This window comes from Streptomyces sp. NPDC054866 (assembly GCF_053610745.1).
In genome coordinates this window covers 294,564-308,792 of the sequence record NZ_JBSGZA010000009.1, presented here as the reverse complement: position 1 = coordinate 308,792, position 14,229 = coordinate 294,564, and the positions used below count along the sequence as shown (strand labels likewise).

At 69.7% G+C, this 14,229-nt stretch carries 12 protein-coding genes; 10 read left to right on the top strand and 2 right to left on the bottom strand.

Translation table 11 applies throughout. The features are described from left to right. The first annotated feature begins 40 nt into the window (after positions 1-40). The 9 genes from eccE (at position 41) to ACWGI2_RS36120 (ending at position 12,565) form a co-directional block, all read left to right on the top strand. Complete coding sequence (eccE, locus tag ACWGI2_RS36160) at positions 41-1,363, top strand: type VII secretion protein EccE (RefSeq protein ID WP_453700079.1); 1,323 nt, start codon at positions 41-43, stop codon at positions 1,361-1,363. Continuing rightward, positions 1,363-2,133 carry a hypothetical protein gene (locus tag ACWGI2_RS36155; RefSeq protein ID WP_453700078.1) on the top strand — a complete coding sequence of 257 codons (771 nt, stop codon included), beginning with the start codon at positions 1,363-1,365 and terminating at the stop codon, positions 2,131-2,133. Before eccE ends, ACWGI2_RS36155 begins: the two co-directional genes overlap by 1 nt. A gap of 307 nt (positions 2,134-2,440) precedes the next feature. Continuing rightward, entirely contained in the window at positions 2,441-5,629 is a 3,189-nt protein-coding gene (locus ACWGI2_RS36150) for an SCO5717 family growth-regulating ATPase (RefSeq protein ID WP_453700076.1), read from the top strand. A gap of 578 nt (positions 5,630-6,207) precedes the next feature. Next, the gene (locus ACWGI2_RS36145) at positions 6,208-8,106 is read left to right on the top strand and encodes an ABC transporter substrate-binding protein (protein ID WP_453700074.1); all 1,899 of its coding nucleotides are present in this window, start codon (positions 6,208-6,210) and stop codon (positions 8,104-8,106) included. A gap of 3 nt (positions 8,107-8,109) precedes the next feature. Beyond that, the gene (locus ACWGI2_RS36140) at positions 8,110-9,192 is read left to right on the top strand and encodes an ABC transporter permease (RefSeq protein WP_453400879.1); all 1,083 of its coding nucleotides are present in this window, start codon (positions 8,110-8,112) and stop codon (positions 9,190-9,192) included. Continuing rightward, positions 9,189-10,127 (top strand): ABC transporter permease, encoded by a 939-nt coding sequence (locus ACWGI2_RS36135; protein ID WP_453700072.1) that lies wholly within the window; start codon positions 9,189-9,191, stop codon positions 10,125-10,127. The genes ACWGI2_RS36140 and ACWGI2_RS36135 overlap by 4 nt, the downstream gene beginning before the upstream one ends. A gap of 29 nt (positions 10,128-10,156) precedes the next feature. Continuing rightward, complete coding sequence (locus tag ACWGI2_RS36130; RefSeq protein ID WP_453700130.1) at positions 10,157-11,182, top strand: ABC transporter ATP-binding protein; 1,026 nt, start codon at positions 10,157-10,159, stop codon at positions 11,180-11,182. Between the two features lie 35 nt (positions 11,183-11,217). Next, positions 11,218-12,234, top strand: coding sequence for an oligopeptide/dipeptide ABC transporter ATP-binding protein (locus ACWGI2_RS36125; RefSeq protein WP_453700070.1), 1,017 nt, complete (start codon positions 11,218-11,220; stop codon positions 12,232-12,234). A 133-nt stretch (positions 12,235-12,367) separates the two neighbouring features. Next, on the top strand, positions 12,368-12,565 hold the full coding sequence (locus ACWGI2_RS36120) for a hypothetical protein (RefSeq protein WP_453700069.1): 198 nt from the start codon (positions 12,368-12,370) through the stop codon (positions 12,563-12,565). Between the two features lie 87 nt (positions 12,566-12,652). On the opposite strand, the gene ACWGI2_RS36115 is transcribed toward ACWGI2_RS36120, so the two are convergent. After that, positions 12,653-12,841: a hypothetical protein gene (locus ACWGI2_RS36115; RefSeq protein ID WP_453700129.1), complete on the bottom strand. Its 189-nt coding sequence runs from the start codon at positions 12,839-12,841 to the stop codon at positions 12,653-12,655. A gap of 185 nt (positions 12,842-13,026) precedes the next feature. Here ACWGI2_RS36115 and ACWGI2_RS36110 point away from each other — a divergent pair, with 185 nt between their 5' ends. After that, a complete protein-coding gene (locus ACWGI2_RS36110; protein ID WP_453400883.1) occupies positions 13,027-13,227 on the top strand; it encodes a hypothetical protein in 201 nt (66 codons plus the stop codon). A gap of 22 nt (positions 13,228-13,249) precedes the next feature. Here ACWGI2_RS36110 and ACWGI2_RS36105 read toward each other — a convergent pair whose 3' ends face one another. Beyond that, on the bottom strand, positions 13,250-14,197 hold the full coding sequence (locus tag ACWGI2_RS36105; protein WP_453700067.1) for a bifunctional riboflavin kinase/FAD synthetase: 948 nt from the start codon (positions 14,195-14,197) through the stop codon (positions 13,250-13,252). Positions 14,198-14,229: the final 32 nt, after the last annotated feature.

Here is a 14,229-nt window from a genome sequence, read left to right as displayed (position 1 = left end):
CCACCAGGGGGATTCGGGAGATTTACGGGGGGTTGGACTGATGGCTTCCGCAGCGCGGACCGGAGCTCGGGGGCCGTCAGGGTCCGGGGGCCCGGGGCAGGCAGAGCCCGTTGGTGGCGGCGCGCCGTCAGGCCGAGGTGCCGTCACCTTCCATCTCCGGTCACGTTCAGCGCAGTTCGGGTCGTTTCGCTTGCAACGACTTGTGTTGATCGAGGTCGCAGCAGCGCTTCTGCTGACCGCATGGGTGATCGATCCGCTGGCCGTCGTGCCGACCGCTGTCGTCGCAGCCGTGCTGGCGCTGCTCGCTGTCGTACGCCGTCGTGGCCGCGCGTGGCCCGAATGGCTCGGTACCGCGCGGGCGTTGCGGGCACGCAGACGGCGAGCGCTGAGCGCCCCGATACCGCCGGGGACGGAGCCTGCCTTCGCCCCGGCCGTCGAGTGCGACCCGGCCTTGCGCACGTATGCCTACGCGGACCGGGACCGGCGACAGGTGGGGATGGTCGGTGACGGGACGTTCGTGACCGCTGTGCTCCAAGTGGAGTCGGATGCCACCGCGTTGCGGGCCGAGCGCGGGCGCCAGCCGCTGCCGGTGGGGCTCGTGCGTGATGCCCTGGAGGTGGACGGGATCCGGCTCGAGTCGGCGCAGATCGTGCAGCACGCCCAGCCGGCACCCGCACTGCATCTCCCCCAGCAGTCCGTGGCCGTCAGCAACTACGCGCCCCTTCAGGCTCAGACCGGAGCACCCGCCGTACGGATCACATGGGTTGCGCTGAAGCTCGATCCCGAGCTCTGCCCCGAGGCGGTGGCGGCGCGCGGAGGCGGCCTCGTAGGGGCCCAGAAGTGTGTGGTGCGTGTCATGGATCAGTTGGCGAGTCGGCTGACGGGGGCCGGGTTTCGGGCCACAGCGTTGACGGAGGAGCAGGTGGCCGCCGCCATCGCCACTTCGGCGGGCGCCAATCCCCTCGTCACGGCGGAGGCTGGGCGGACCGAGCTGCCGGAGCGCAGGACGGAGGAATCCGCACGTGCGTGGCGCTGCGACAACCGCCGCCATACGACTTACTGGGTCCGGCGCTGGCCACAGCTGGGGAACGCGGGCGGTCCGTCGCTGCCGCAGCTCGTCGCGTTGCTCACCGCCGTTCCTACACTGGCCACGACGTTCAGCCTCACCCTGCGCCAAGGGGAACGGCAGGAAGTGTCGCTGTGCGGGCACGTGCGCGTGACTGGGCGCAGTGACGCCGAACTCGAGGCGGCTCGGCACGCGTTGGAGCGAGGGGCCCGGCAGGCCGGTACGGGGTTGGTCAGGCTCGATCGCGAGCAGCTGCCCGGGATGCTCGCCACTCTGCCGCTCGGAGGTGCCCGCTGATGGCCGTCACGAATCCGACCACCCCAGCCACGCCGCCGTCGCCCGATCCGGGCAACACGTTCCGCACGGCGCTCCGCAGTGGATTCGGGCTGCTCGGGCCTCGGCATCGCCGCCACGCGCTCTCCGCCGAGCAGGTGGACGCGCTGGCGTTGCCCATCGGCGACGACGGCGTCGTGATCGGCGTGGACGCACAGGGCCAGCCTTCGGTTCTCGGCATCAACCGGCCTACGCCATACGACGTGCTGCTGATCGGAGGGCTGTGGACGGCGCAGGTCATCGCGTTGCGGGCCGCCGCGACGGGAGCGCGGGTGGCCGTGGAGACCGGTCGGGCCGCCGCCTGGGCCCAGCTCGTGGCAGCCCTCGGTGTCGGCCCGAGCGGGATGTCGGTGCACGACGTGGGGCGGGTGCCCCCACAGGGCGCGTCAGCGGGAAGTCCCGTGCTCGTGGTGCGGGATTGCGGGATGCGGCCGCCCCGGGGGCGCGTGGTCTCCGGACCCTGGCAGTCAGTCCTGACGCTGCTGCCCTATCTGAGTCCGGTCGCGCCCCGGCTGATTCGACAGGCCCGGCTCGTCGGCGTGCAGCGGGTCTCACCGGATGAGGCGGTCCAGATCGGGCGGTCCGTGGGGCTGCCGCGCGGTGATGTCGAGGCATTGCCGACGCTTGCCGACGGGGTCACTTTGTGGTGTGCCGATCGTGACCGGCAGTACGTGATGACGCAGCCCACAGACGCCGAGACCGGATTGTTGGGTACGGCGCGGAGGATGGATTGAGCGGAGGGTCGGTGTCGGTTGAGGATGCGAATTAGCAGGCATTCGATGCTTGTTGGTTGATTTATCCGTCCCGGTTTGGGATACGCGGATCACTCCCGTGGGGAGCGTGACGGAGAGGACAGTATTCGTGGGGTGGGCTGCCCTGCCGTGCTGGTGGTTTTGGTGATTAGGCTGGGACTGGGCGCGACGCCAGAACCCGCGAGTGGGTGGTGCGCGTCCATCACGGGGAGAGCCAAGGCGGATCGGACGACAGGAACGGTCGCCCCCCACCACGGCACGAGGGTGCTCGACCACACCAGGAGGCATTGTGAACAGCGATCGGGACGAGATCCGCGGGGGCTGGGATTCACCCGTCGATGATCAGTCCGACGCGGAGTCCGCAGCCGAGACTACGGGCGAGTTCACCATCGACTACGCCCCTCCTGCCTGGTACACGCAGAACGCGTCCGGCAGTGCGGGGGAGACTCCTTCGGCTTCGCCTGTGCCGTCTTCGTCACCTTCCTCGCCTTCGTCTCCGCCGGTTTCTTCGCCTTCGGCTGCTGCGGAGCCTGCCGCTCCGCCCGTTGCTCCGGAGCCTCCGGCTCCGCAGTCTCCGCCTGTCGGGCCGCCTGCCGTTGTGCCGAAGCTGCCTGTGGGCGGCGGGTTCCAGCCGCGGGCTGACTGGGCTGCGCCTGTTGCTCCGGCACCGGTTCCCTCTGCGGATCCTGCTCCTGCCGAGTCTGAGAGCCGTTCGCCTTCGGGGGGTGCCTCCGACTGGAGTGGTGCCGTTGCCGGTGTCGCCTCCTCCGTGCATGTGACCGGTGTTGTTCCTAAGCCTGAGGTTGCGTCAGAGGCGGAGCCTGAGGCCGAGGCAGAGGCCGAGCCTGAGGTGGCGCCCTCTGCCACGCCTTCCCCTGTGGTTGAGCCTGTTGCCGACAGCAGTGGCGATCTTGAGAGTGGCGCCACCATGCGGTTCTCCTCTGCTGCCCTGAAGCGGGAGATCGAGGAGCGGGCCGCCGGCTCCAGTTCCCCCTCTGAGCCTGAGGAGTCCTTGGGGTCTTCGGAGCCCTCGGGTGCAGACGAGTCGGATGAGGCTGACCTTGGCCTCGGTGATGAGCAGCCTGAGTCGTCTCTTCTGGCCGCAGCCGGACTCTCCTTCGGTGACGATGCGCCGCCTTCTGGTGAGCCTGTTGGAGAGTCCGTGGACGCGGATGAGTCGGACGAGGGCGTTTCTGCCTCTGATGATTCGGATGATGACGTCGAGGGCTCCGGCGATTCTGGTGCTTCCGGCGATTCCGGCGATTCTGGTGATGTCGCTGACGAGATCCGGGACGCTGCTCCGCAGGACGCTGCTCCGCAGGAACCTGCTCCTCAGGACGCCGTACCTGCCGCGCCGCCCGTCGATGAGGTGCAGGACTCCGTTCCGCCCTCCTGGACTCCGCCGCCCGCGCCGAACGGTGGGCTTCCGCCGCTGCCGCCCGCCTTCCAGCCTGCCGCGCCCACCTCGGCGCCGCAGTGGCCCGTGCCCGGCCAGGCCTCGGCTCCGCCGCCGGCTGCCGAGCCGACGCCGGCTGCCGAGCCCGTGCAGCCGCCCGTGCCGCAGCAGGCTGAGCCCGCGCCTGCCCCTGCCCCTGCGCCCGTACAGCAGTCGGCTCCTCAGGCTGCGCCGCCGGCTTGGCCCTCGCCCACCGGGCCCGTGGCTCCCTCACCGGTCGCGCCCACGCCGCCGGTTGCTGATGCGTCGGCTCCTCCCAGTGGGTACGGGTTCCCGCAGGGCGGTGCGGCCGCTCCTGCCCCGGCTCCTGCTCCGGCTCCGGCTCCCGTGACGCCTACTCCGGCTCCCGCCGCGCCAGCTCCGCCCGCCGGGTATGGGTTCCCTCAGCAGGGCACGCCCGCTCCGGCTCCGCCTGCCGGGTACGGGTTCCCCCAGCCGCCCGCGCCTCAGGCCCAGCAGCCGCTGCCGCAGGCTATGCCGCAGCCGCAGCCGCCTGCTCCCGTGCAGCCGCAGCCGCAGGCTCAGCAGCCTCTTCCGGCTCAGCAGCAGCCCCATGCCCAGCCTCAGCCGCAGGCCCAGCAGCCCCCGGCTCAGCCTCAGCCGCCCGTCGATCCCCGTACCGGTGCCGCCTGGCCGCAGGCCGTGCAGCATGATCAGCGGGAGCGGACCAACCCTGGCGCGCCGCTCGGTTACACCGCTGCCGTCGAGTTGTCCTCCGATCGGCTGCTGCGCAACACCAAGCCCAAGGCCAAGAGCAGTCGGCCCGCTGCCGGTGGGTCCCGGTTCAAGCTCGGCGGCAAGAAGGAAGAGGCCGAGCGGCAGCGGAAGTTGGAGCTGATCCGGACTCCGGTGCTGTCCTGCTATCGCATCGCCGTCATCAGTTTGAAGGGTGGCGTCGGTAAGACCACCACCACTACCGCGCTCGGCTCCACGCTCGCCACCGAGCGGCAGGACAAGATCCTTGCCATCGACGCCAACCCCGACGCCGGTACGCTCGGGCGCCGCGTGCGCCGCGAGACCGGGGCCACCATCCGTGACCTCGTGCAGGCGATCCCGTACCTCAACTCGTACATGGACATCCGGCGCTTCACCTCGCAGGCCGCGTCCGGGCTCGAGATCATCGCCAATGACGTCGATCCGGCCGTCTCGACGACCTTCAACGACGAGGACTACCGGCGTGCGATCGATGTGCTCGGGAAGCAGTATCCGATCATCCTGACCGACTCGGGTACGGGGCTGCTCTACAGCGCCATGCGGGGTGTTCTCGATCTCGCCGATCAGCTGATCATCATCTCTACGCCGTCTGTGGACGGCGCCAGCAGTGCGTCGACGACGTTGGACTGGTTGTCCGCGCATGGGTACGCCGACCTTGTCTCGCGGTCGATCACTGTCATCTCCGGGGTCCGTGAGACCGGGAAGATGATCAAGGTCGACGACATCGTGTCGCACTTCGAGACGCGGTGCCGGGGCGTTGTCGTCATTCCGTTTGATGAGCATCTTGCTGCTGGTGCCGAGGTTGATCTCGACATGATGCGGCCGAAGGTGCGGGAGGCGTACTTCAATCTCTCCGCGATGGTGGCGGAGGACTTTGTGCGGGCTCAGCAGCAGCAGGGGCTGTGGACTTCGGATGGGAATCCGCCGCCGGTCGTGGCTCCGCCTCTGCCTGGCCAGGGGGCCTATCCCGGTCAGCAGGCGCCTGCGCCTGGGCAGCAGCCTTATCCGGGGCAGGCGCCGCAGCCTGGGCAGGCGCCGCAGCCTGGGCAGGCGCCTTACCCGGGGCAGGCGCCGCAGCCTGGGCAGGTGCCTCAGCAGCCGTACGCTCCTCAGCCGCAGCAGCCGCAGTCCCCGCAGCCCGGCGGGCAGCCGTATCCGCAGCAGCCGGGGGCTCCGCAGGGGTGGCAGAACGCAGCTCCTCCGCAGGGGGCTGCGGCGCCTCCGCCTGTTCAGCCTGGGCAGCCGTTCCAGCCCGGGGCTCCGTATCAGCCCCCGCAGCCTCCCGCGCCGGAGGCGCCGCAGCAGTAGCCTTCGCCTCCGCCGATCTCAACTGGGCCCGCACCGACCCCTGGTGCGGGCCCAGCCCGTTGTCCCGGCGCCCCGCAGCTCCGCTGACGAACAGACTTTCCCGCCCACCCACCCGATTACCCCGCAGCCTTGCCCAAGCACCGAAGGAACCAAGGCCGGCAGGCGGACCGCGGGAACCGCGCGGGCGACGCGGCAGAAGGGGCGCGGGCGAAGGGCCACGGCGGGCAAGCCGACCACGGGCACAGCACATGCCGACGCGGCAGAAGGGCCACGGGTACCGCCCGACCGCAGCGGCAGGAACGCCAAGGCGCCCGCCCCGTAGCCGACCCGCAGCACCCACCCGCCGCCCCTCCCCCACCTGCCCCTCCCCCCACCATCACCCCCCGACCAGCCACGCTTCACAGGTCTTGACCAATGCGGATGAAATACGGGTCAACTCGTTATTTCCGCAGGCCACATGGGGTTCACCTGCCGTTGACTGACGCAGACTGGCGCTGGTAGACACACACATCAACCAGCTGGCGTTCCTTGATCAACTAGCCATCTCTGCGCGAGCGATGACGCGAGGTCACCGACCCATGGACACACAAGATCAGCACGGCAGAACACGGACTCATCGGTCTCACCCCACCACCAAGGCGCCCCCGAAGGCACCCGCACGCCTCCCCCTCCTCCTGGCGGCCGGAGCCGGAGCCCTCGCCCTGACCGCCGGGCTTGCCTCTCCCCTCAACCCGGCGCCTCAACAGGCCGAGGCGAAGGCGGACAGCAAGAAGACCCTCACCGTCGCGGTGGCCCAGAGCGTCGACTCGCTCAGCCCCTTCCTCGCCCAGCGGCTGCTCAGCACCAGCATCCACCGACTCACCTACGAGTACCTCACCAACTACGACGCCAAGGACAACCACGCGATCCCCGGCTTCGCCACCAAGTGGGAGCCCTCCGCGGACAAGCTGACCTGGACGTACACCATCCGGGGCGACTCCAAGTGGTCGGACGGCAAGAAGGCCACCGCCGAGGACGCCGCCTGGACGTTCAACAAGGTGATGTCCAAGGAAGGCACCGCCACCGCCAACTCCGGCTTCGTCGCCAACTTCAAGAAGGTGACCGCGCCGAGCCCCACCAAGCTCGTCATCGAGCTCAAGAAGCCGCAGGCCACCATGGCCGCGCTCGATGTGCCGATCGTCCCCAAGCACGTGTGGGAGAAGGTCGACGACGTCTCCAAGTTCAACAACGACAAGTCCTTCCCCGTGGTCGGCAACGGTCCGTTCGAACTCACGGACTACAAGACCGACCAGTACGTGAAGCTGAAGGCCAACAAGGACTTCTGGCGCGGCACGCCCAAGTTCGACGAGCTGGTCTTCAAGACGTACAAGGACCAGGACGCCGCCGTCGCCGCGCTGAAGAAGGGCGAGGTGTCCTTCGTCGCCGGGCAGCCCGCCCTCACCCCCGCGCAGGCCGCCGAGCTCAAGGGCACGGAGAACGTGAAGGTGAATGAAGGGCCTGGGCGGCGCTTCTTCGCCATCGCCACCAACCCCGGCGCGAAGACCCGCGACGGCAAGAAGTTCGGTGACGGCCACCCTGCGCTCCTGGACAAGAAGGTGCGTCAGGCGCTGTTCCGTTCCGTCGACCGTGAGGCGCTGGTCGACAAGGTCTTCCAGGGGCAGGCCGTGGAGGGCGAGGGTTACATTCCGCCGCGCTTCTCCGAGTACGCGTGGAAGCCCTCCGCCGATCAGAAGCTGTCGTACGACCCCAAGAAGGCCGCCCAACTCCTCGACGAGGCGGGCTACAAGAAGAACAGCGACGGCAAGCGCGTCGGCAAGGACGGGAAGCCGCTCGACTTCCGCATCCTGTGTCACGCCACCGACCCGAACGACAAGGCGGTCGGGAAGTATCTGAAGGAGTGGTGGGGTGATCTTGGTATTGGGCTCAAGGTCAACTGCCTCGATGATGTGTCCGTGCCCTGGTACGCGGGTGAGTACGATCTCGCGTTCGACGGCTGGTCGGTCAACCCGGACCCGGACTTCGTGCTCGGCATCCACTCCTGCGCCGCGCTCCCGGTGAAGGCCAAGGAGAGCGCCTCCACCGACAACTTCATCTGCGACAAGAAGTACGACGAGCTCTACAACAAGCAGCTTGCCGAGTACGACCCGGACAAGCGCGCGCAGACCGTCAAGGAGATGCAGTCCTGGCTCTACGACTCCGGGTACATGAACATCCTCGCGTACCCGAACGCCGTCGAGGCCTACCGCACCGACCAGATCAAGTCCATCACCACCATGCCGACGGCCGCGGGCAACATCTACGGCCAGGACGGTTACTGGTCCTGGTGGTCGGCGGAGCCCGCGGATGGGAAGAGTTCCTCCAAGGATGGAAGCTCGACCGGTGTCATCATCGGTATCGCCGCCGCCGCGGTGGTGCTCGTCGGCGGCGGAGTCCTGTTCGCCCTGCGCCGCCGTTCGACCGCAGAGGACCGCGAGTAACGCATGACCGCTGACAGCAATCCCGCTCTGCTCGACACCGAGGGCGCCGCGGCGACCGACGATCCGGCGTTCGCCGGGCCGTCGGCCCGCGGCCCCCGGGCCCGCAACACCCGCGCCTATCTCCAGTACGTGGCGGGCAAGCTGGGCGGCGCCGCCGTCTCGCTGTTCGCCGTCCTCGTCACCAGCTTCTTCCTGTTCCGGCTCATCCCGGGTGACCCGGTGAAGCAGATGACGGGCGGAAAGCGCGTATCGGCCGAACAGCTGGACGCGATGCGCAAGGAGTTCGGCCTCGACCAGCCGGTGATGACGCAGTTCTTCGACTACTGCGGCAACGCGCTCACCGGCGACTTCGGCACCTCCTACCAGTTCCACACCCCGGTGATGGAGAAGATCACCGAGGCGCTGCCCGCGACGCTCCTGCTCACCGGCACCGCGTTCGTGCTCTACACCCTCATCGGCATCTGGCTCGGCACCCGCACGGCCTGGCGCAACGGCGGGCTCGGGGACCGTGTCCACACCGGCCTCGCGCTCACCCTCTACTCCGTGCCGTCCTTCTGGCTCGGGCTGCTTCTGATCATCACCTTCTCGGTGGGGATCGGTCCGATTCCCGGGCTCTTCCCGACCGGCGGGCTCGAATCGGGGGGCGAGACGGGCATCGCGTACGTCATCGATGTCGCGCACCACCTGGTGCTCCCCGTCGTCACCCTGGTGGCGGTGGGATACGCGCAGACGCTCCTCGTCATGCGGTCCTCCCTGCTCGACGAGATGGGCAGCGACTATCTGACGACCGCCCGCGCCAAGGGGCTGCGGGACGATCTCGTACGCCGTCGTCATGCCGTCCCGAACGCGATGCTGCCCACCGTCACGCTGATGTTCGTGAACCTCGGCACGGTGGTGGCGGGCGCGATCCTCGTCGAGACCGTCTTCTCCTGGCCGGGGCTCGGCGGGCTCTTCTACGCCGCGCTCAGCGTGCCCGACCTGCCCCTCGTGCAGGGTCTGTTCTTCGTCTTCGCCGCCGCGGTGATCCTGATGAACACCCTGGCCGACGTGATCTATCCGCTGCTCGACCCGAGGGTGGGCCGATGACGACCGAAGCAACTGAGCCCGAGGCCCCCGAGGTCCCGGTCGCGAAGAGCCCCCGGGCGCTCGCCTGGACCCGCAGGCGGCACTCCGTGGCCCGCTTCTGGCGCGAGTACCGCACCCACCGGGCGGGGCTCTTCGGCCTTGCCGCGCTCGTCGTCATCGCGCTCGTCGCCGTCTTCGCGCCGCTACTGGTCGGCTCGGACGCGCAGAGCGTGACCGACGCGCCGGGCAAGCCGATGGAGTCGCCGAGCGGTGAATTCCCCCTCGGGACAGACCAGTTCGGGCGCGATCTGCTCGGCCTGCTCGTGTGGGGCGCGCGGATCTCACTCACCGTCGGGCTGCTCGCGGCCGTGCTCTCGGTGGCCATCGGCACGGTCGTGGGGATCACCGCGGGGCACTTCAAGGGCTGGTACTCCACCGTCATCATGCGGGTCACCGACTGGTTCCTGGTGATGCCGACGCTGGTGCTCGCCATCGCGCTCGCCTCGGTGATGTCCAAGTCCATCTGGACGATCATCCTGGCGATCGGCGTGACGACCTGGCCGACGACCGCGCGGCTCGTCCGCGCCCAGACCCTGGCCGTGGAGTCACGCCCGTACATCGAACGCGCGCAGGCGCTCGGCGGCGGCCACGGTCACGTCATGGGCCGGCACGTCCTGCCCAACGTCATGCCGCTGGTGCTCGCGCAGACCACGCTCGTCATCTCGAACGCCATCCTCACCGAGGCCACGCTCGCCTTCCTGGGCCTCGGCGACCCGACCGTCGTCTCCTGGGGCGGGCTGCTCCAGGACGCGCGCGAGGCGGGCGCGGTCAGCGCGGGCAACTGGTGGTACCTCGCTCCGCCCGGACTCGCCATCGCCGTCGTGGCCCTCGCGTTCACGCTGTGCGGACGCGCCGTGGAGTCCGTGCTCAACCCCAGGCTGGGGGTCTCCCGTTGAGTGATTCCGACAAGGTGACGGAGACCAAGGTGACAGAGGCCAAGGCAACGGAACAGCGCCTCCTCGACGTAAGAAATCTCGAAGTGACGTACGCGTCCGGGGCGGCCGCGGTGCGTGGCGTGAACCTCTCGGTCGACGCGGGCCAGAAGCTCGGCGTCGCGGGCGAGTCCGGCTGCGGCAAGTCCACGCTGGCGCTCGCGCTGCTGCGGCTGCTGCCCGCGGGCACGAAGGTGACCGGTGAGGTCCTGCTCGACGGCGAGGACGTCCTCACCATGAAGTGGGGTCAGGTCCGCGCGGTCCGGTGGGCGGGCGCGTCGATCGTCTTCCAGGGCGCGATGCACTCGCTCAACGCCGTGCACCGCATCGGGGACCAGATCGCCGAGCCGATCCTGCTGCACAAGAAGGCGACCCAGGCGGGGGCGAAGAAGAAGGCCGGGGAACTGCTCGAACAGGTGGGGCTTCCCGCTGCTCGCGCACAGGCGTATCCGCACGAGCTGTCAGGCGGGCAGCGCCAGCGCGTGATGATCGCGATGGCGCTCGCTTGCGATCCGCGCCTGATCATCGCCGATGAGCCGACGACGGCTCTGGACGTGATGATCCAGGCTCAGATCCTGCGCCTCATCGAGCAGTTGGTGTCCGAGCAGGACCTGGGCCTGATCATGATCAGTCATGACCTCGCGGTGCTCTCCGACACCTGCGACCGGCTCGCGGTGATGTACGCGGGCCGCGTCGTCGAGGAGGGCCCGGCCTCCGAGGTCTACGAGAACGCGCGGCACCCGTACGGGAAGGCCCTCTCCGCGGCCTTCCCCCGCATCGGCGACGCGGCATCCCGCTTCGCGCCGCGCGGCCTGCCCGGCGACCCGCCCGACCCGTCCCTGCTCCCCACGGGCTGCACGTTCCATCCGCGCTGCCCGGTCGCCCTCGACGTCTGCACCACGGAGGACCAGGCGCTGCGGGACGCGGGCCCCCGGCATCGCGCGGCGTGCGTGCACGCGGGCGCGCAGCTTCCGGCGCAGCCGACATCCCCGCCGGCGACGGCGGAGCGGACGCCGTGAGCCCCGACAGACCACGCACCGAGGAGCAGCGACGCATGACCACCGACGCACCCCTGACCTCCGCTGATCCGCTGCTGTCGGCGGGCGACCTGCACATCACGTTCCCCGGCCGCCGTGGCGCACCGCCCGCGCGGGCGGTGGACGGCGTCGACCTCGACATCAAGCCGGGCGAGATCGTGGCCCTGGTCGGCGAGTCGGGCTGCGGCAAGACGACCCTGGCCCGTTCCCTGCTCGGCCTGGTGGCGCCCACGTCCGGCAAGGTGACCTTCAGCGGCAAGCCGCTCGACTACTCGGGGCGCGCCCTGAAGGCGTACCGCAAGCGTGTCCAGCTCGTGCTCCAGGACCCGAGCGGCTCGCTGAATCCCCGCCACACCGTGTACGAGGCCGTGGCTGAGGGCCTGCGCATCCACGGGTACGGGGGCGACGAGCAGGCCGCGGTCGCCGACGCCCTGTCACGGGCGGGGCTCCGGCCGCCCGAGCGGTTCTTCCTGCGCTATCCGCACGAGCTGTCGGGCGGCCAGCGTCAGCGCGTCGTCATCGCGGGCGCGCTGGTCCTCGAGCCCGAACTGATCGTCGCGGACGAGCCGGTGGCCTCGCTGGATGCCTCCGTACGCGGCGAGATCCTCGCTCTGCTGCTCAGGCTCCGCGACGAACTCGGCCTTTCCGCGCTGGTGGTGACGCACGACCTGGGTCTGGCGTGGAACATCGCCGACCGCGTCGCGGTGATGTACCTGGGCCGGATCGTCGAGACGGGGACGGTGGAGGAGGTCCTGACGTCCCCTCAGCATCCGTACACGCAGGCGCTGTTGTCCGTGCTCCCGGAGGCCCCGGGTGATCCCGTGATCCTCACGGGCGAGCCGCCGGACCCGTCGCGCATCCCGGGCGGCTGCCGCTTCCACGCGCGCTGCCAGATTCTCGCCTCGGGTGAGGCGGAGACGGCGGGGGTGGCGGACCGCTGCCGGACGGAGGATCTTCCGGTGCTGTCCGGCGGCGGCGAGACGCAGGTGGCGTGCCACTGGGCGACGGTCAACGTGGGCGCGTCCGGGGTCTGACCGGCGGATCGTTACCTCTTCCACGTTCGGGTGATGCGGGCCTACCAGGCGTGATCTCTGGGGAGTCACTGAGTGTCGCGGTTCATCTACGGATCGTGAGCAACTCAACTCCACCGAAGTGAAGGAGATTTCCATGCGCCGTTCCGCCGCCGTCATCCTCGGGGCCGTCGCACTCCTGGGGGTGCTCGCCGTGCCGGCCAGCGCCATCCCGGACCCCGTCGGGACCGTCGACTGCGTGGCGCAGTCGGCAGGTGACGTCACCTCGCTCGTCGATCCGGCGAGCCCCGGCGTCCCCTCGGAGGTGCCGGGCGCGGCGTGCCTCGCCCCGTGACCTGAACACCCCTGCGTCGTCACGTACTTGCGCGGCCACCCCGGGACCCGCGCAAGTACGGTACGGCCACGTGCGGTTCAGCTCGCGTCAGTCCCACCTGTAGCCGTCGCCGAAGTTGAGGGTGTGCTCGAGCACGTCCTCCAGCGGGTCGTCGATCTGCCCGGTGTTGATCAGCGCGACCCTGGGGGCGTTGTGCGAGTTCTCGTGCGTCTCGTCAGCGTGGGCCGCGCCGGAGCACAGGGCGGACGGCACTGCCGCCATCGACGCGACCAGCAACCACCGGGATGTCTTCTGCACCCAACTGCCCTTCACAGCAGCCTCCTTGGCCCGTGCGTGTGCGGGCCGCCGGTCGCGTCCCACTCGCCGTGGCTAACCCCCGAACGACCGGAAAGTCACCGACGATCATACGAAAGGGTCGTCGGGCGACGCGGTCCGAAGAACCGTAAGAAAGCAGATATCGCATGCGTCATCGCCGCGCTTGGACCGTCACCCTGCTCGCCGCCCTCGCCATGTCCGTCATCGCGACCACCGCTCCGGTCTCGGCGGCCGAGTTCGCGCCGGTGAACCCGCCACCGCTGCCGCACATCGAGTCGCTGATCACCGAAGGGGTCACCGTCGAAGGGCCGCTGATCAACAGCGTCGCCCTCCCCCACCTCCGGTAAGCACGGAGGGCAGGGCAAAGAACTACTCGGCGGCCTCGATCAGCTCACGCGACTTCTTCACGTCGTCCGCGATCGCGACCAGCAGCGAGTCGATCGAGTCGAACTTCGCCTGCCCGCGCACGAAGGCGAGGAAGTCCACGGCCACGTGCAGCCCGTACAGGTCGAGCCCGACGCGGTCGATCGCGTACGCCTCGACGGTCCGCTCCGTGCCGTCGAACTGCGGGTTCGTCCCGACGGAGATCGCCGCGGGCATCGCCTCGCCCTGGGCGTGCAGCCACCCCGTGTAGACGCCGTCGGCGGGGATCGCGGTGTGCGGCAGCGTCTCCACGTTGGCGGTGGGGAAGCCCAGTTCACGCCCGCGCTGCGCGCCCCGTACGACGACGCCCTCGACGCGGTGCGGGCGGCCGAGGATCTCCGCCGCGCCCTCCACGTCGCCCTCGGCGACCAGGCGCCGGGTGAGGGTGGAGGAGAAGGGCTCGCCGCCCCCGGCCTCACCGCTCACGAACAGGTCGATGACATCGACTTCGTAGTCGTACGTGGCGCCGAGTTCGGTCAGGAAGGCGACGTTGCCCGCGGCCTTGTGACCGAAGCGGAAGTTGGGGCCCTCGACGACCACGCGCGCGTGCAGCTTGTCGACCAGGACCTTGACGACGAAGTCGGCGGGCGAGAGCTTCGAGAACTCCGTGGTGAACGGCAGGATGAGGAGCGCGTCCACGCCGAGATCCGCCATGAGTTCGGCGCGCCGGTGGTGCGGGGCGAGCAGCGGCGGGTGGCTGCCGGGGCGCACGACCTCGGAGGGGTGCGGGTCGAAGGTGACGACCACGGCGGGAACGCCGAGCTCACGGGCGCGTTCCACCGCGCGGCCGATGATCAGCTGGTGCCCGCGGTGCACGCCGTCGTAGGAACCGATGGTGACGACGCTGCGCCCCCAGTCCTGGGGGATGTCCTCCAAGCCACGCCAGCGCTGCACTGTCTTTGCTCCTCGCCGAACCTGTGTACGTG

Excerpts from the sequence above, each read along its gene's own strand:
- eccE (WP_453700079.1), top strand. The coding sequence starts at position 41 with ATGGCTTCCGCAGCGCGGACCGGAGCTCGGGGGCCGTCAGGGTCCGGG.
- ACWGI2_RS36155 (WP_453700078.1), top strand. The coding sequence starts at position 1,363 with ATGGCCGTCACGAATCCGACCACCCCAGCCACGCCGCCGTCGCCCGAT.
- ACWGI2_RS36145 (WP_453700074.1), top strand. The coding sequence starts at position 6,208 with ATGGACACACAAGATCAGCACGGCAGAACACGGACTCATCGGTCTCAC.
- ACWGI2_RS36140 (WP_453400879.1), top strand. The coding sequence starts at position 8,110 with ATGACCGCTGACAGCAATCCCGCTCTGCTCGACACCGAGGGCGCCGCG.
- ACWGI2_RS36135 (WP_453700072.1), top strand. The coding sequence starts at position 9,189 with ATGACGACCGAAGCAACTGAGCCCGAGGCCCCCGAGGTCCCGGTCGCG.
- ACWGI2_RS36125 (WP_453700070.1), top strand. The coding sequence starts at position 11,218 with ATGACCACCGACGCACCCCTGACCTCCGCTGATCCGCTGCTGTCGGCG.
- ACWGI2_RS36120 (WP_453700069.1), top strand. The coding sequence starts at position 12,368 with ATGCGCCGTTCCGCCGCCGTCATCCTCGGGGCCGTCGCACTCCTGGGG.
- ACWGI2_RS36110 (WP_453400883.1), top strand. The coding sequence starts at position 13,027 with ATGCGTCATCGCCGCGCTTGGACCGTCACCCTGCTCGCCGCCCTCGCC.